Annotated in this window: 17 protein-coding genes; 6 read left to right on the top strand and 11 right to left on the bottom strand. The window is 69.8% G+C overall.

The window, feature by feature from the left end; translation table 11 throughout:
- Nucleotides 1–7 precede the first annotated feature (7 nt).
- Both ACIHAD_RS46940 and ACIHAD_RS46935 read left to right on the top strand, forming a co-directional pair.
- Nucleotides 8–2047: a hypothetical protein gene (locus ACIHAD_RS46940; RefSeq protein WP_397361366.1), complete on the top strand. Its 2040-nt coding sequence runs from the start codon at nucleotides 8–10 to the stop codon at nucleotides 2045–2047.
- Nucleotides 2044–4008, top strand: coding sequence for a hypothetical protein (locus ACIHAD_RS46935; RefSeq protein ID WP_397361365.1), 1965 nt, complete (start codon nucleotides 2044–2046; stop codon nucleotides 4006–4008). The genes ACIHAD_RS46940 and ACIHAD_RS46935 overlap by 4 nt, the downstream gene beginning before the upstream one ends.
- 49 nt (nucleotides 4009–4057) lie before the next feature.
- On the opposite strand, the gene ACIHAD_RS46930 is transcribed toward ACIHAD_RS46935, so the two are convergent.
- From ACIHAD_RS46930 to ACIHAD_RS46890, 9 genes are all read right to left on the bottom strand, one after another.
- Nucleotides 4058–4264 carry a hypothetical protein gene (locus ACIHAD_RS46930; protein ID WP_397361364.1) on the bottom strand — a complete coding sequence of 69 codons (207 nt, stop codon included), beginning with the start codon at nucleotides 4262–4264 and terminating at the stop codon, nucleotides 4058–4060.
- Between the two features lie 53 nt (nucleotides 4265–4317).
- Nucleotides 4318–4896, bottom strand: a complete 579-nt coding sequence (locus tag ACIHAD_RS46925) for a hypothetical protein (protein ID WP_397361363.1) — start codon at nucleotides 4894–4896, stop codon at nucleotides 4318–4320.
- The gene (locus tag ACIHAD_RS46920; RefSeq protein WP_397361361.1) at nucleotides 4893–5534 is read right to left on the bottom strand and encodes a TIGR02466 family protein; all 642 of its coding nucleotides are present in this window, start codon (nucleotides 5532–5534) and stop codon (nucleotides 4893–4895) included. The genes ACIHAD_RS46925 and ACIHAD_RS46920 overlap by 4 nt, the downstream gene beginning before the upstream one ends.
- Nucleotides 5531–6283 carry an aKG-HExxH-type peptide beta-hydroxylase gene (locus ACIHAD_RS46915; RefSeq protein WP_397361360.1) on the bottom strand — a complete coding sequence of 251 codons (753 nt, stop codon included), beginning with the start codon at nucleotides 6281–6283 and terminating at the stop codon, nucleotides 5531–5533. The genes ACIHAD_RS46920 and ACIHAD_RS46915 overlap by 4 nt, the downstream gene beginning before the upstream one ends.
- Nucleotides 6280–7020: a hypothetical protein gene (locus ACIHAD_RS46910; protein WP_397361358.1), complete on the bottom strand. Its 741-nt coding sequence runs from the start codon at nucleotides 7018–7020 to the stop codon at nucleotides 6280–6282. Before ACIHAD_RS46910 ends, ACIHAD_RS46915 begins: the two co-directional genes overlap by 4 nt.
- 383 nt (nucleotides 7021–7403) lie before the next feature.
- Nucleotides 7404–8414 carry a serine hydrolase domain-containing protein gene (locus tag ACIHAD_RS46905; RefSeq protein WP_397361357.1) on the bottom strand — a complete coding sequence of 337 codons (1011 nt, stop codon included), beginning with the start codon at nucleotides 8412–8414 and terminating at the stop codon, nucleotides 7404–7406.
- 12 nt (nucleotides 8415–8426) lie between these two features.
- On the bottom strand, nucleotides 8427–8741 hold the full coding sequence (locus tag ACIHAD_RS46900; RefSeq protein ID WP_397361356.1) for a hypothetical protein: 315 nt from the start codon (nucleotides 8739–8741) through the stop codon (nucleotides 8427–8429).
- Between the two features lie 20 nt (nucleotides 8742–8761).
- Nucleotides 8762–8908, bottom strand: a complete 147-nt coding sequence (locus tag ACIHAD_RS46895; RefSeq protein ID WP_397361355.1) for a hypothetical protein — start codon at nucleotides 8906–8908, stop codon at nucleotides 8762–8764.
- Nucleotides 8909–9082: 174 nt separating this feature from the next.
- Nucleotides 9083–9409 carry a hypothetical protein gene (locus tag ACIHAD_RS46890; protein WP_397361354.1) on the bottom strand — a complete coding sequence of 109 codons (327 nt, stop codon included), beginning with the start codon at nucleotides 9407–9409 and terminating at the stop codon, nucleotides 9083–9085.
- On the opposite strand from ACIHAD_RS46890, the gene ACIHAD_RS46885 reads away from it, so the two are divergent.
- Together ACIHAD_RS46885 and ACIHAD_RS46880 are read left to right on the top strand one after the other, a co-directional pair.
- Complete coding sequence (locus tag ACIHAD_RS46885) at nucleotides 9377–11293, top strand: hypothetical protein (RefSeq protein WP_397361353.1); 1917 nt, start codon at nucleotides 9377–9379, stop codon at nucleotides 11291–11293. The genes ACIHAD_RS46890 and ACIHAD_RS46885 overlap by 33 nt on opposite strands.
- Before the next feature lie 685 nt (nucleotides 11294–11978).
- On the top strand, nucleotides 11979–12626 hold the full coding sequence (locus ACIHAD_RS46880) for a hypothetical protein (RefSeq protein WP_397361352.1): 648 nt from the start codon (nucleotides 11979–11981) through the stop codon (nucleotides 12624–12626).
- Nucleotides 12627–12940: 314 nt separating this feature from the next.
- Here ACIHAD_RS46880 and ACIHAD_RS46875 read toward each other — a convergent pair whose 3' ends face one another.
- On the bottom strand, nucleotides 12941–13321 hold the full coding sequence (locus tag ACIHAD_RS46875) for a hypothetical protein (protein ID WP_397361351.1): 381 nt from the start codon (nucleotides 13319–13321) through the stop codon (nucleotides 12941–12943).
- Nucleotides 13322–13755: 434 nt separating this feature from the next.
- A complete protein-coding gene (locus ACIHAD_RS46870) occupies nucleotides 13756–14451 on the bottom strand; it encodes a BTAD domain-containing putative transcriptional regulator (protein ID WP_397361350.1) in 696 nt (231 codons plus the stop codon).
- A 78-nt stretch (nucleotides 14452–14529) separates the two neighbouring features.
- Here ACIHAD_RS46870 and ACIHAD_RS46865 point away from each other — a divergent pair, with 78 nt between their 5' ends.
- Together ACIHAD_RS46865 and ACIHAD_RS46860 are read left to right on the top strand one after the other, a co-directional pair.
- Nucleotides 14530–14997, top strand: a complete 468-nt coding sequence (locus ACIHAD_RS46865; RefSeq protein WP_397361349.1) for a hypothetical protein — start codon at nucleotides 14530–14532, stop codon at nucleotides 14995–14997.
- Nucleotides 14994–16454, top strand: a complete 1461-nt coding sequence (locus ACIHAD_RS46860; protein ID WP_397361348.1) for a hypothetical protein — start codon at nucleotides 14994–14996, stop codon at nucleotides 16452–16454. Before ACIHAD_RS46865 ends, ACIHAD_RS46860 begins: the two co-directional genes overlap by 4 nt.
- Nucleotides 16455–16537 lie beyond the last annotated feature (83 nt).

Here is a 16537-nt window from a genome sequence, read left to right as displayed (position 1 = left end):
CGACCCGGTGGCATGGCTGAACCGTCTCATCGCCTCTTGTGAGAAGGCTGCCGCGGCGCTGGACATTGACCTCGCCGACAGCCGGCGCCACGAACTGCTGGACCTGCTCGCCGAGCCGGCCACGTGGCACGCCTCGCATCCGAACTGGCCGTCAGCCATGGCGGTGACCGGTCCGCCTGTCGAGATGTCGCTGCGGTTGGACTGGTCACGCCCGCCGAGCCTGAGGTTCGTCGCGGACGTCACCGACCACCGGCTCGGTCTGGTGGAGAACTGGCCTCGTTACCTGCGGCACTGCGCCGCGGTCATCGGAGGCGAGCAGGCCGACGCGCTGGCGTGGCGCCTGTGCCGTATGCACCTCGACGGGATGCCTGCGGAATACCGCTCCCGCGTGCTGCACGGAGTCGGGTACGGAAGCGACGGGTCAAGGCGCGGATCGGTCTACTTCCGCAACCGGCTGCCCCTCACCGGCCCGCCACCCCGCCTGGAGGATGCCTCTCATCTGGAGAAGATGATCTTCGACGCGCGTGCCGCCGGCAGCGTCCAGGCGGAGCTCCTGGGATACGACTTCGCCGACGGCCAGATGATCCGCAGCAAGATGCTCTGCCCGCTGACCAGAGCCCAGACCTCGGCCCTCGTGGAGAGCATCGGTCGCGATGATCCCCGGCTGGGCGTGGCACGGGTGGTGGCGGACGCCTTCGGACCACAGGCCAGAGACGCGAGCCTGTTCACCGCGCTGCAGATATCGACGCAGAACGGCACCGTCGGCCGCAAGCTCTACTTCCCTTGCACCCCCTGGCGATGGTCCTCCGCGCAGGGATTCCTTGAACTGGTGACCTTTCTGGAGACGCTCGGGGTGAACCTCCAGCCGCTCGGGCTGCTGCTGGACCAGCTCAATGCCGATGCCCTCACCGTGTCACCGGGCTTCCTGGCCGTCTCAGGACTGATGAGTGCTCCGTCGGTCACCTTCTACTTCTCTCCGGATGCGCCGAGCCCGAGCGGACAGCCGGTACCCGGGTCCCGGGCCGCGACGGCACCGCGGCCGGCCCCCGACCGTGTCCGGACGATCGATCACCTGATCGCGGCAGGCGTGCGGCATCTCGCCGCGGAGCAGCGGGCCGACGGCTGGTGGGCCGACCTCGACCTCGGCAGACGCCTGGTGCCGCACCGGCCCGCCATCGCGCAGGGCAGGTCGACCCAGTTCGTGACGGCCTTCGTCGCAGAGGCCCTCTTGGACGTACCGGAAGCACATGCGCTGGTCGCCGCGGCGGCCACGGCTCTTGACCGGCATGGCCGGGCCGGGCACGGATGGGGGTGGAACGAGCAGTCGCCCGCCGACGCCGAGACGACCGCGCTGGCGATCCGGGTCCTCGCCGTCACCGGACGCGGCATCCCGGCGGAGTCCGAGGTACTCCTCCAGCGTTACCAGCAGGCCGGCGGCGGCTTCGAGGCTTACCTGCCCGCCACGGGCACGCCCGACGCTGGCGTCACCGCCGCCGCGGTGCTCGCCCTGCGGGCACTCGCGACCAGCAGCCCTGGGGCCGATGCGGCGCTTCGGCATCTGGCACGTAGCCGGCAGCGCGGCGTGTGGAGCTCCCGGCTGTGGGCGACCCCGCTGGTGGCGACGGCTCGCGCGGTACAGGTCTTCGCTCAGCAGCACATCGGCGGCCGAGCGGAGGCGGCACCGTACAAGGAGCTCATGGCAGAAGCCACCCAGGCGCTGCTTTCCTGGCCGTTGCCCGACAATCCATTCCTGCTGGGGCAATGGCTGCGCGGATGGGCGGCGGCAGGCGGTCACAGCAGGTGGGCGACCGTCCAGCGGATTCTGCTCAGCCTCGAACGCCAGCAGCAGGCATGCGGGCAGTGGCGCGGCGCGCCCAGCCGCTGCGTTCCGCGTGCCGCCGCCCGGTACGCGGGCGCGGACAGTCAGGACCTGGTGATCGACTGGAACGGCGTGGTCACCACTGCCTCGGCGATCTCCGGTCTGCAGGCCCTGCGGGTCCTCAGCACCGGGGAAGACCACGATGACGCCTCAGGAGTGCTCCGTTGACGAATCTGATCGTCGGCTTGGGCGACGGGTTGCCCGCGGCCCGCCATTTCGCCACCGCCGCCGACCGCACGATCGTCGAAGCCAATGGCATCGACGACGTGCTGGGCACCATCAAGGACGCGGCCGACGGCAGTCTGATCGTCTCGGGTGGTTCCGCGCTGACCAGCCGTGACCTGTGCAGATTCGCGCGCGCAGCCTCCGCCGTGGCCACCCCGATGGGATTCATCGCGGGCTGGCACGCGGGAGACGCCCTCCGGCACGCCCGGAAGATGCTCGGCTACAACTGGATGGCCGGACGCGACGTCCTGTACTGGAGCCTCACCGATCTCCCCGGGCTCGTACCCGGACGCTTCGCGGGCACCGAACTGCTGCGCAGCGACGGCTCCGATCTGCTGCGACAGCTGTCCGAGCCGCGCCACGCCACCGCGCTCGCCAGCCACGGCAACGGCATCGACTTCCTGCTGAAGGGCTCCTTCCTCTGCAGCATGCTCGACGACGACCTCCCCGCCGAGGCTCCCTTCAGACCTTGCGGTCACGGCTCGGGCCCCTGCGTCCACTCGAAGAACGTGAACGGCCGGCTCGTCGAGCCGTCTCGTTACCGCCCGAGCGAAATCGCCGCCGACGTGATCATCCTGGCCACCTGCCATGGCATGCTCGCCAGGGGCTCTCTGTGCGACTCGGCACGTTCACTCGGCGCGGCGTTGATCCGATCCCGCTGGGCGGGAGCCCTGATCACTACCTACACGGATGTCCAGGGCGAGAACTGGCAGCCCCTGGTGGCGCTGGGCATGCTGCAGGCGGGCCACCGCCTGGGAGACATCTGCACCGAACTCAACCGGCTCACCCAGGGCTCCGACGGGGACACCCCGTGGCTCCTGTTCGGAGACCCCACCCTCACCTTCGCCGCGCGCCGTCAGGAACCACGCCTGCCGGCCGGGGCACCGTCGGCGGTCAGGCTCCAACCTGGCATGAACCTGCTTCAACTGCCCTCCGCCGAACCCACCCTCGTCACCGTGGAGGCCGCCGGAACAGGGCAGGCCTCCAGGGTCGGTTTCCAGCAGGTTCCGGGCGCCGGCACGCTCGTAGCCGTCCACTATGCGGACCAGCCCGTGGACCTGCGGCTGACCGCCGAGGCCGCTGAGCGATCGGTTTCTTTCGATTCCCTCCGCAGCGTACGGTCCACGGTCGAGCAACTGGCCTTCACCCGCTCGGTGCTCGACAAGGCGGCCAAGGAGCCTGCCACGGCAGAACTTGTGGCGGATGGGTCTCTACGGTCATTGGTGTCCACCAGCCTTTCGCAGCACATCGAGCACGTCACGTATAGCTCGTCGTACGAGCTGGCCTCCGCCCTCAGCAGCGCGGGCGGCCTGTCGCCAGGCGAACTCCTGGAAAGGGAGAACTGGGTTCGGCTGAACAGCGCGCTGGCTCTCTTCCTGGCCGCCTACCAGCAGCGAGACAGCCCCACCACTTGCTTCGGCACGCCGCGGGGCACCGTGCTGCCGGCAGAGAGCGAATGCCCGTACTGCGGGATGGTGGTGGCCCAGCGCGAGTCACGTGATGCGGGATCCGGTCTCGTCCGGCGTGTCGGCTGGTGCTCAGGGTGTGCCTTCCTGGGCAACACGTCCAGCGCCGTGGACGCGATCACCATCGAAGGGCCCGGTGCCGTCCGGGCCGGCGACCGCCGTGAGTACACGCTTGTGTTCGACGGCCCGCCGGTCACCGGGTGGAGCGTGGTCCACGCGTGCCTTCGCATGCAGCGCACGCCCTGGGCCGCCACCGGCGAAGGGCCGCTCGGCGAGGTGATCGTCCAGCGAGGAGAACCTCTCGCCCCTCTCAAGCTGCTCATCAGGGTAAGGCCGGACGTTCCTGTCGGCGTCCATTACCTCGTCGCCGCCATCGCGGCCCAAGGCGATCTGTGGATCTGCCGTCGCCCCCTCTTCGTGGAAGCCCCGGCGGACTAGGTCATCTGGCCGCCTTCCCGGGAGGAAAGCGGCCAGGGCACCGTGCTGATCAGGTCAGTTGTGTCAGGTCGACCGTGGTCTGCGGCCGGAGCGCGAAATTGTCCTGCATCCCCTTGTCGCAGCCCGTGTCGGGGATGATGACCCCGGCGCGCGCCGCACTCAGGTACTTGTCGACGTCCTGCTCATCCAGTCCGAGCCCCAGGCCTGGTCCCGCCAGGCGCAGGCTGTCGGCCGACCGTTCGTTGGGCTGACCCATGTGCGTCTCCTTCCTGTTGGAGTGTGATCCCCGGCAGCCGCCCGCACGGGGCGCTACCGAAGTGAGGTGGCCACCGCCACCAGTGCCGACTGGCCCTGCTCCAGCGGAACGACCGAGCAGGTCAGCCAACCAGGCGCGGCGGCGTGTGCCCCGGTAGCGCAGCGGATGACGAACTGCCGGCCCCACGGCAGGCCGGGCATCGCCGTCTGAGGACCTCCAGGACGCGGGTCGGTCAGGGCGATGGCGCCCGACTCCTGGTTGAGCGGTTCGCTCGCCGTCAGGACGCACCAGGCGATGGCCTCCGCGCCCACGGAGAAGGCGGGCTTGTCGAAGCCGCCCCGCCAGGCCTGGATCTCCAACTGCAGCCCGGACGGCTCGGGAAGGCCCTGCCCAGCGGCCAGAGCGGCCATCGAAGCCAGGAGCCGCGTACGCAGGGCGTCCTCGTCGGCCAGGACGGCGTCAGTCGAGATCACCTCGAACGGCTCGCCTTCCGGGCCGGGCGCGGCCACGCCCGGCTTCAGGATGCCGGCCAGGTCCAGGGCCTGGATCACCACCGGCGTGCCCCACAGCCTTTCCACACCGGAGGTGCCGGCGGGGCGGGCCCGGATGAGAGAAGGGGCGGCCGCGGTCATCGCATGCCTCCCCACGCGTTGTCGTAGGCGACGTTCCAGGCGACGCAGATGCGCAGGTCGTCGCCGGTGGCCGTGGCCGACACCGAGTGCGGCAGCCAACCGGGGAAGGCCACCATCCGTCCCGGGAACGGCTGGACACGGACGACGCCCTGCGACACCTGCCGGGCCACCGCGGCTGGACGAGGGTCGAGGAGTTGCAGGTAGCCGGCCTCCCTGCCGTCGTCTCCCGATGGCGCGGACACGTAATAGACGCCGCTCCAGGCCGAGTCGTGGTGGGTATGGGGGCGCAGGCTGCCGCCGCTGCGGTAGACCACGGCCCACGCTTCGGCTTTGATGCCCTGGGTGACCTCCTTGGCGGCCTCGCCGAGGATGTCGGCGGTCAGCGCGTGCACCGCGTCCAGGATTCTGCTTTTGAACCAGTCGATGGCCGGGTGACGCCAGTGCAGAATGTCCTGGCTGGACTTGATCGCGTCGATCCCGCCGAACAGGGCGGCGTCCGGGTCCGCCTTCTCAGCCTGCAGAATGAGTTCGCGCAGCGTGGTGTTGATCTCCTCGGTGCCGTCGAAGTCGGCGATCCAGACCGGGGTCCTCCAGGCTGTGAGCGCCGTACGGGGCGGATGAGTGACGGTGTCGGTCACAATGCCTCCTTCAGCCGGCGGGCGATCTGCCATCCGGCAGGGGTGAGCAGCTCGACGCGGGAATCGAGGAGGTTCAGGCAGCCCAGGCCGTAATCGCGTAGTGCGGTCAGCCGGGTTTCGGCCTGTCCGCCGGTGGTGCGGTAGAGGCGCGTCAGGACCGCCGCCACGTGCGCCGCGCCCAGGACCTCGGACGGTGTGCGACCAGCGGTCCCCGAGGGCAGGGTGAGCCTTTCCGCGTGCCCGCCATCCAACGCCCACAGCTCCTGGATCAAGTAGAGCCATTGGTGGCTGAGCTCGTGAAGGAGGTGCTCGACGAGTTCCAGCGGCGTGGCGAACGCTTCCGGCGCCAGGAGGACGTGCTGGGGCCAGGCCCGCGAGGAGGCGGAGATCGCACCGCCCTCGGCATGCAGCAACGCGTAGCGGACGGGCAGGCGGACCAGGACTTCCCACGCGGGGACCGCTACCAGTATCTGCCGCAGGGCGTCGTCGATGAGCCGGTTCTCGCCGGGCGAGAGCGGGCCGGCCGGGATCGGTTGTGCGCTGGGGCGCAGCAGCACGATCCGAGCAGGGGCAAGCCATTGTTCGACGCCGCTGGCGGTGCCGGGGATCGAACTGGTACGTCCCTGCCGTTCGGCTTCGACGTGACGGGCCGCGGCGGCTCCGGCCAGCAGCCGCCGGGCCGCGAAACCGTCGTCGAGGAACGGCATGCCATCGAGTTCGGTGAGCGGGTCCGGCAACGTCGTCGTCATGGGGTCCCCACCTCTTCCGGATGCAGCTCGTGGCGGAGAAGTGCGGGATGGTCGTACAGCGGTCCGGGGTCCAGGCCGAACGGCACCACGCCCACCCCGGCACGCCGTCCCACTTGCAGGCACGGCAGCGGCCACGCGGCGTTCGGATCCGGGGTGAAGTACATCGGTGGCGGCTCGAGCATGAGGGCCAGCACCTGCGGGCCGCACACCAGCCCGTCATAAGTGTCGTAGGCGAAACGGGGATGGCCGACGTCGAAGTCGTGGATGAGGACGACGCCACGGGCGACGGCGGCCAGCTCACGCCGCAGTGGCCAGTCCTCGCCCCAGTGGGCGTCCAGGAAGAACAGGGGCTGCCGGTACCTGCCGGCCGCCCATGTGACGAAGTCCGGCGAATCCTGGCAGTCCACGCGGACGTTGGGGTGGCCGGCGAGACGACGGCGCGTGAACGCGGCGTAGTCGGAGTTGATGTCGCAGGTACGGACGGGCAGGTCGGGATAGCGGTGGGCGAGGTAGGCGGTGGTGTCGCCGAGGAAACACCCGGTCTCGATGATTGCGTCACACCGGTAGGCCGTCAGCAGGTCATCGACAAGGAGCGCCACCATCACGTCGAATCCGAAGGGACCTCCCCCGTCCGACAGGCGCACCGCGCCGGCACGGACGGTCGTGTAGAAGTGGCGGAGCGTCGTGTCCACCTGCGTGGCCTGCCGGCCGACGCCATTGCACCGCGGTAAAGACATGCGTCATTGCTCCAAAAGCCAGGCTTTTGCTGCGTGGTGCGGCTTCTGTTCTCATGAAAGACGCAGTTGAGGCGTTTGAGAATGACCACCTCCCTAGATGGATTCCTTACTGTGCCTGCCGAAGACCTCACCGAGCCGGTCAGCGAGCTGGTCGGGGTGACGCAGCGGAAGCAGGGTGCCCAGGCCGCTCCTCCGGCGTCAGGCTGAGGTAGAACGGGCGTCGCGGCGCATCGGCAGGGGGACGGAGGTTGTTTCGGGCATGGGACAACCCCTTTTCGGTCAGGAAGGTGATTAGTCAGGGGGCGGGCGGTAGGGGTCCGGATGGCGCACGGTCCAGGCGGTGCCGCGGGTGACGGCCTCAAGGCGCGCGGAGGCGCGGCCTGTCAGCACCGCGCCCAGCGGGCTGTCGTCGGCCCGGGAGAACTGGGTGACGCCGTCGTGCCGGCCCAGGCTGATGTTCTGCCAGACGTAGCGGAGCCTGGCCGGTCGCGGCCTGCGCCCGGCCAGCAGGTCGGCCACCGCGTCGCCCGCGTGCAGGCCCGTCTGGCAGGCCCGTCTGGCAGGCCCGTCTGGCAGGACATCCGCGCCTGCCCGCCCACGGCCTGCGCCGCGGCGGCGTCCCCGCTGCCGAACATCTCCGGGTGCGAGGTCGAGCGCAACATGGCGTCGACCAGCATGCGGCCATGTCCGTCGGCGTTGAGGGCCTGGCCCCATCGCAGCAGATCGGTGGCGGTGCTCCACACCCCTCCATCGCCGACGGACAGCGGAGCGGGATGAAGGGAGACGAGCGGGGCGGCGCCGGGCGGTGCGGGATCGGGCCCTGTCCAGTAACGGGTATTGACCATCGCCAGCGGCGTGAAGAGCTGACTTCGGGCAAAGTCGGGCAGCGGCTGGCCGAGCGCTCGTTGCACCGCGGCGGCAAGGCAGACATATCCGGCGTTGAAGTAGGCGTGCGCAGCGCCCGGCTCACGATCCAACACCGGAAATCGGGCAAGAGCCTGGATGATGCCCTCTGTGGTTCGGTCGGCGTCCCGACCCATGAGAGCTTCGATTTTGGCGTCGGCCGGCATGCCTGCCGTGTGATGGACGAGATGGCGAAGTCGGACAGCGTCGGCCCACGCGGGTAGCTGGGGTAGCCAGCGCGACAAGGCCGACTCCATGTCCAGCTCACCCTGTTGGGCGAGCTGCGCCGCGCAGGCAGCGGTCATCTGCTTCGACAATGACGCCATGTAGGCGAGCGTGGTCGCGCCCAGCGGCTCACCATTGAGTGTCAACCCCTGGGCCAGCAGAACGGGCGGCCGACCACCGTGCTGCATGCCGACCACGATCGGCTCATCACGGCGGTAGCCAGCTTCGTCGACAAGGGCGGACAATCGTTGTTGCAGCTGAGACACGGACTGATCTTGTCAGACCAGAAGGCCCAGGGGTTCGGGCGCCTCCCAGGCCGTCAGCCGCCGCTCAGGATCGGCTTCCTGCTGCGCGAACTGGTTGATCAGGTCGGCGAGGGTTCGCCGGTCGTGCTCGGACAGGTCCTGCAGGAGGACGGCCACGGGCCCGATCACCTGCATCGTGGCCGCGGGCCTGATGGCGTCGTCGTCGCTGAGGTCCAGCCTGATGACGACCTCGGTGAGAGCTATGGCGAGGGTGCGTTCGAGCGGGGTCAGGATCGGCTCCGGGGCTGGTTGTTGGGCGTGCGGCGTGTCCGGGGGACCATCTGCCATGGCCCCGGTGGCGGTCCCGGTCAGCCTGCTCCCGGCTCGGTGAACCGGGCTTCGAGGTCGGCGATCATCTGGGTGAGCAGGCTGCTGTTCTCACGCCGGACCGCCTTCTCGCCGACCGTGTCGAGGCCGGCGACCTGCGTGATGCACTCGTCGGCGGCCTGGGCCATGGTGGCGAACTCCTGGCGGGCGATCGAGTGGGGGCGCCGGCGCCTGTCGGACCTGGGGCAGCGTTCGGTGACCGGGCGTGTGGTTCTGACGCCCGCCGCTGACGCCTGTGTCGAACAGGCATCCTTGGACGTCTCGCCCGCCTGTTCAGGCCGCCGTCCTGCCCCCGGCCGGGTTCACACGTGATCGCCGTGGGAGAAAAGCAGCGGTGGGCCGGCACGCTTCACCACTATGGTGCCGATGTGGAGGATCTGGAAAAGCTCGTCATTTCCCGCCGTCTGCGAGTTCCCATCGGCAGCGTTCCCACCGACCCTGGGCAAGGCCCGCAGCAGTGGGGACAGGTCGCCGCGCGTCAGCTCGACGTCGCGCTGTTGAGTGTCGGCTTCACCTGCTCGGCGCCGTTGCTGGAACGCCTGTCGAACCTGCGCGGTGAAACGGTCATCGATCTCGGCGTCCGGATCCTGACGGCCGTGCGCACGCTGGTCGGCGACCACGTGCAGCACAACGCCTACTTCCTCGACTTCCCCAAGAACGTGCCGGACACGCTGGAGTTCTGGGCCGCTCTGCTGCGTGAGGCCATGCTCGACCCCGCTGCGGTGGAAGGGCTCCGGCGCTCGTCGGGACCGTCCGCACTGAACCTGCTGGCGCTGCCCGGCTATGGGCGCTACCAGCACACCTACGCCGACCTGCTGGCCGCGCACGCCGAGCTGATTCCGCTGGCCGGCGACCGGGTGACCGTCCTGGACCTTGGCGGCAGCCTTGAGTCGGAGACGCGCGAGCTCTACTTGTCGCTGGCCGGCTCGACGGTGCCGCTGCCGGCCGAGGACCTGGCCGCGCTGCGCATCCTTGCCGCCTCCTGCGCCGCCGAACCTGACACCATCCCGGTGCGCGAGAACCGGGCCGTCATCAACGAGGCCCGCCTGGCAGGCGGGCGTCCGTTGCTCGTCGACACGGTCACCGACGTGCTCAGGCTCGCCTGCGCCGCCTCCGGCGGCGATGTCACGCTGGCCGTCCCGACCAGGTTTCGCTCCTTCCGCCGGGCCGAGCGCCGGGCCCTTCTGCAGGCCATGGACGCGGTCGCCTCCCCCGCCAAGCTCGGCGACGTGCCTTCCCACCGGGAGCAGTGGAAGCGGCTCGGCGAACGGCTGCACCCTCACGAATACCCGCAGTTCCCGCGCGCCGCGCACGTCTTCGAGGCCGCGCGAGGCGCACGCCGCGTGAGCAGTCTCGGCAGCCGGGTGGAGGCGGCCCTGGCGCAGGGACGTATCGGCGAGGCGGTCGACCTGCTCCAGAACGCGCCGGGCGCGCTGCTGCGCCGCCTGGACCACCTGTTGCGCACCGGCACCGCGGCGACCGCACCGCAATCCGTGCTGGAAGCTGCCGAAAAGGCCGCGGCGAGCGCGTCGGGGCGAGTCCTGCTGTCGCTGCGCGAGCACTTGACCAACCGGCTCATCCCCGCGCCCGGTCGCGTGTTCGTCAACCGGAACGGCCGAGCCTGGGCGACCGACGACCAGCGGCCACCGCTGGCAGGCGACGTCGTGACGCGGGCCGCGGCCATCCTGGACGAGGAGATCACCCGCCGGCTTCCCGCCCCCGGCCGGCTGATCGTCGACCCCGAGATGCTCGACGTCGCCCTGCCGTTGTCGGCCAAGGCCGTCACTCCTGGGCTCGGCATGCTGCCGCGCGGCTCGCTCACGCGCGTGGACGGCGAACTGCTGCGCTTCTTCGTCTACTGGCGGCAGGCCGAGCAGCGTACCGACTACGACCTGTCCGCGTTGATGCTGGACGCCTCCTACGGCGCGCCCGAGCACATCTCGTGGACGAACTACGGCAACGACTTCGCTCGATACTCCGGCGACCTCACCCAGGCTCCCGACGGGGCGAGCGAGTTCATCTACATCCACCTCGCCCAGGCGACCAAGCCGATCATCATCCCGCAGGTCAACATTTTCGCCGGCGAGGCCTTCGACGAGGCCGCCGAGGCGTTCTTCGGCTACATGACCAGGGACGCCGCCCAGCAGGGCATGCCGTTCGAACCGCGCACGGTACGGATGAAATCCGACCTGCGCGGCGCGGGCCGCGTCGCTTTGCCGCTGGCCTTCCTGCGCGACGACGACGGCAGCTGGCGGGTGAAGTGGCTGCACCTGTACCTGAAGGGCCATTCGGGGTTCAACCAGCTGGAAGGCAACCGCGTGACCACCGCTCTACTGGTGCGCTCCATCGTGGAACGCGACCACCTGCGCGTACGCCACCTGGTCGGACTGCTGCGGGCCAAGCCCCAGACGGGGGACCACACCACCTACATCGGGCTGCAGGCACCGGCCGACCTGCCGCCCGGTGCCCGGGTGTACACACCGGCGACCCTGCACGAGCTGATCCCCAACTGATAGGGTGATGATCGCGAGGCTATGGAAGGGCTTCCTTCTCACTTTGAAAAGTTCTCTAGCTTTTCCGCCTTCCTCGCAACACAAGGCGTGAGGCCATCCGAGGGCTTCCTTCTCACTGGGACCAGTGTGGGCCCCGCAAGGGGCCAGCTGGCTGATCTAGCCTTCGGGCCTTCCTCGCGTCCTGACGCCTTCGGCGTCGCCGGTGCCAACACCTCCGCCTGGGCGGCTGGGCAGCACGTCGGGCTAGCTGTATTGACCACGAACTGTTACCACGCCCATGGCCCCATGGCCGGGACACGCGGCAACAAAGAGCTGCCGGTCACTGCTCGGCCACGACCTGGAGGACGGGCCGCGCTGATGCCGTTTCCACGCCCGAGCAGGCGCCGCCCAGCGGGTCGAAATTGTGAGGTGCTGAGTGACCTTCTACGGCACCGGTACATTCGGCGGGACTACCTTCCACGGCGTGGCCAGGTTCGTCGGCGCGGTGGGAGGCTCGTGACGCGTCCGGCGAAAGTCCGGCAACCGACAGATGATCATGCTAGTCTTGCCGCGTTCTCCTGCCTGGAAGCCGGGCGCGACATGGCCGCAGAGACAGCTGTGCCCCGGGCTGCTTGCGAGCAGAGGCAATCCCGGGGCTTATGTCACCTACGGTAGCACGCCGGGTCCGGCGAGAAGAGGCGAGCCGGTGGATCAGCCCGAGGCCCAGCGTCTGCATCGCCTGCTGTCACAGGCCCGGCTGCCCGAATATGAGGCGTTCTGCGGCGGCGACCGGGTGGCCGCGCTGCGGCTGTTTTGCTGGAACACCGAGGTAGCCGCAGCGTTCTACGGGCCTCTGCAGCATTTGGAGCTCGTCTTGCGCAGCGTTCTCGACCAGCGCATGTTCCACCTGTTCAGCCGGGACGACTGGTGGAATCACCCTCAAGCGGATCTGCACTACGGCGCGGTGGCCAAGATCCGCGAAGCGATCCATCAACTGGGCCGGCAAGGCTTGACGCCCACCCCGTCGGAAGTGGTCTCCGAGCTGCCGTTCGGGTTCTGGGTGAGCTTGATCGGGCGCGGCAACAACTACGACCAGCGCCTGTGGCGCACAACGCTCTACCAGGCATTCCCCGCATATCGAGGTGGCCGCCACGCGCTGCACCGCAAGCTGGACTTCTTGCGCGTGCTGCGCAACAAGATCGCCCATCACGCTCCCATCTACCACCGGCATCTGCACGCCGATCACGAAGCGATCATGGTGGTGCTCGGCTTCATCGATGCGCCGCTGGCCGATCTTGTGGCCCGGTACAGCCCCGTTCCGGCCGTGCTGGCACGTCGTCCTCGCCTGCCATGAGCAGGGCCGCTCGTTCGATGGAATCACTCACCGGACGCGTGCCCGGGGCCCGGAGCGGGCCGAGACGGAGACTCGGGTCATCACAGGCAGCCTCGGTGTCCCTCAGCCGCAGCCACATGTGTGCGGTCACTGTCTGCTCGCGTTCGGCGGGAAGTCGTCCACAAGCACGCCCCGCTGAGGTGACCGAGCGGGGCTCTGCGCGGCAAACACCGGTGCTGCACCGCGTGGGCGCCCTGACCGGCGCGCTGGCCGGCGCGGCGGCCTCGACGGTGCGGATGAATCCGCTCCGCTGAGGGGTGCACCCACCGGACCGGCTATACCGGCCCGTAGGAGCGATGGCGTCGTTCTCGAGTGCGGCGTCCTCCTTCACCGTTGGGGTGGAAGGACCAGGCGCGAGTGCGTTCGTCTCCCCATGCCGGACCGTAGGGCCAAGAGGTGTGACGCGTGCGGGCGGGGCTCGGCTCGTCGTGTTCCCGGGGCTCGTCGATGATCCCGTAGTGGCGGGCCAGCCCGGGAAGCCGGCGTGTGTACTCGGCCCTGTCGCTGAAGTCCCATGCCTCGTCCTCCGGCTCCGCGAGGAAGCTCAGGAAGGGAAAGGCGCTGGTGATTCGGCGCGCCTGGACGGCTTCGGCCGGGTGGGCCGTGTCCTGCCCGATGACCCGCTCATAGGCGTGGCAGGCCACGTAGGCGAACAACTCGAACCTTGGCCAATCCTCATCCGGCCAGCGCTGGCGCCGGACCCGTGTCAGCCGTACGAGCTGGATGGCGCCGTCCTTGGGTCGCGGTCTCCTGAGCGGAGCGTTCAACCAGGTCCCAGAAGCCGTCAATGTCCATGGGGCCTGATCATGGCAGCCGACGCAAGCCCTGCCCAGATCTCCCGATTCTCGGTGCGGTTCGCCACCGTCGACGGGCACGTGGTCGACGGGGACCAGACGCCGCCGGAATGGACCTGTTCCTCCTGTGGTCGGCCCGCTCGCGGTGGGCGAGCTGCTGGCGAACGACACGCTCACCCGCTGCCGGCGCGCGCGTCTGTGCCGGTATCGCTGGAAGATCTGGGCAGCGCCACGGTGGTCGTCTGTCCACGCTGCTACGCCGCCCAGCCCGGCCCAGCCGGATAGTCCTGTGGTGATCAGCTCGGCGGGGTCTCGTGGACGGTCATGCTGCCGCCGACGTTGTAGACGCGGGCGCCGGTGCCGCTGTTGATCTGGATGCCGATCGACGAGCCCGGTGTGGGCGAGGGAGGCACGGCCGGGCCGGTGGCGGGGTCGGGGCGTTGGGGCTGCTCGTTATCTACTGAGTCGGCGTCGTCGTGGTCGTGGGGGTCGGGAAGTGGTGTGGTGGGCAGGGTCGGCAGCGGGCCGGGGGTGTGCGGCCGGTCGGGGGCGGGTGGGGTGAGGCGGGCGATGCCGGTGTGCGGAGGCCGGCTGAGGGCGGGGTCGTTGTTGAGGATCTGTGTGTACAGCTGGTTGAGCTCGGGGCTGGGGGCCAGGGATGCCTGCCTGAGGTGGTCGTAGTGCTCGCGGTAGGCGCGGGTGGCGTGGGCCTGCCGGCCGGCCTGGTGACAGGCGTGCAGGAGGAGGGCGGTGATGGTCTCGTCGGTGGGGTCGGCGCGGGCCAGGTGTTCCAGCTGCGGAATGATCGCGCCGTGGCGGTCCAGGGTGAGTTCGGCGCGCAGGCATTCGAGCAGGGCCGCGCGGTGCTCGCCGAGCAGGCAGGCGCGGTAGTCCTCCGCCCAGGTGCCGCCCAGCCCTGCCAGGGGTTCGGCCGGGCGTAGGTCGTCGCCGGCGCCGCCGTGGGTTCTTGGTCGTTTCCCTGACGCGTCCATCCATGCCCGGTCAGTATTGAGCTGGATTCTGGGTTTCCGTCCGCACCGCCGTACGGGCATGAGACGAAGGAGCAGCCGATGTTGACCGAAGCGCTCACGGCCTTGGCCGCCAGTGGCGGTGCGGCCCTGGTGGAGGCGATGGCGACCGATGCTTGGCAGGGGGCCCGCAACGGCATGGCCAGGCTGTTCGGCCGGCAGGGGCCCCAGCGTCAGGCGGCTATCGAGGCCCAGCTGGACGGCAACGTCGGCCTGGTGGAGCAGGACGGCGACCCCGATGAGGCCCGGCGACAGCTGCTGCCGGTCTGGCAGATGGAGCTGCTGCGGCTGTTGAAGGAACATCCCGACGCCGAGACCGAACTTCGGCAGCTCATCTCCCACATCCGGGACACCCTGCCCGAGCACCGGCAACTGCAGCAGAACCAGTACAACATCACCCGCGGCAACGCCCGCAGCTTCGCCGTTCAGGGAGGCGACCTCATCTATCACGACCACGCCTCCGCCCGACAGCAGGACACGGCGGACGGCGGCGCGGACCCGACGCGGTGACCGTCGCGGACGGGCTGTTCGGTCACAGGGGGCTGAACGCCTACCAGGAGGTACGGGTCGAGGCCGGCTTCGGCTACGGCGTGATGGGCGCCGACCTGCACGTCTTCGGCGATGGCAGCCCGGTCTACCTGCTCAGGGAGTCCGGTGGACGCACGGCCTCGAACGTCGCGCGCGACCGCGACGGGCTGCCCGCTCAGCCGAGCCATCTGCTCAACGCCCGCCACGCGATCGTCGACTTCACCGGCCGCGAGGACGAGGTCGGCGAGCTGACCGCCTGGCGCGACAGCGGTGAGGGCCGCGCGGTTCGCTGGCTGCACGCCCCCGGCGGCCAGGGCAAGACCCGCCTGGCCGATCATGTCGCCGCGTCGGCCGCCCGGCAGGGGTGGAGGGTGATCGTCGCCGAGCACGCCGCGTCCTTGGTGGTCGACGCCAAAGACCAGACGAGCCACGACCTGCGCCTGGGAGCCGCCCGCGGGCTGCTGATGCTGGTCGACTACGCCGATCGCTGGGCCCTCGCCCACCTGACGTGGCTGCTCAGCAACAAGGTCCTCGACCAGGACGTACCGGTACGGGTGCTGCTCCTCGCCCGCAACGAGCACGTCTGGCCCGCCCTGCGCCACGCCCTTGTCCAGGCCGGCTGGCCGGCCCTGAGCTGCACCGCCCGGTCGCTCGGCGCGCTGCCGAGCGACGAGGACGCCCGCGCCGACATGTTCGTGGCCGCCCGTGACTGCTTCGCCCGCTGCTACGGGTCGCCGGACGCCTCGGCAATCGGCGTGCCCGGCTGGCTGGGACGGACGGAGTTCGGCCTCACCCTCGCCGTCCACACGGCAGCGCTGGTCGCCGTCGACCGGCACGCGCGCCGTGCGCCCCAGCCCGCCGGGCCGCCCGAGGACATGCCGGCGCTGACCGTCTACCTGCTGGAGCGTAAGAGCCACCACTGGCACGCCCTGCACGGCACCGCCGATTGTCTGGCGGGTGCGCGCACGGCGTTCGGCACGCCCCCGGAGCGCATGCGCCGGGCCGTGTTCACAGCCGTGCTCACCGGCCCCCTCGGCCACCAGGACGCGAAAGCGGTGCTGGACACCGTGGGCGTCGGCGGCGACGCTGACCGGGTGTTGGCCGACCACACCTTCTGCTACCCGCCCGCCGACCCCCGGACCGTGCTGGAACCCCTGTATCCCGACCGGCTCGCCGAGGACTTCCTGGCCCTGTGCCTGCCCGGCCACGACCTGCCCGAGCAACTGCCGGAGGCATGGGCGGCTGGCGTCCCCGAGGCGCTGCTCAGCGCGCCCGGCGGCGGGGCGCTGGCGCCGTACGCCGCCCGGACGATCACGTTCCTCACCGCGGCCGCCGAACGCTGGCCCCATCTGAACCCCACCTTGGAAGCGCTCGAACGGCTCCTGCCCGAGGACCCGGACGACGCGCCCGATGACCGCAAACGCCTTAGAGCCTGCTGACAAAGGGATTTGGTATTGGGGGCTCGAGTCAGAAGAGTGCCGTGCTGTGGTCAGGATTGGGCTGTTGCCCCGTAAACAGGAGC

The organism is Nonomuraea sp. NPDC052265 (assembly GCF_044547985.1).
Lineage (GTDB): Bacteria > Actinomycetota > Actinomycetes > Streptosporangiales > Streptosporangiaceae > Nonomuraea.
This window is presented reverse-complemented; position numbering and strand designations above follow the sequence as displayed.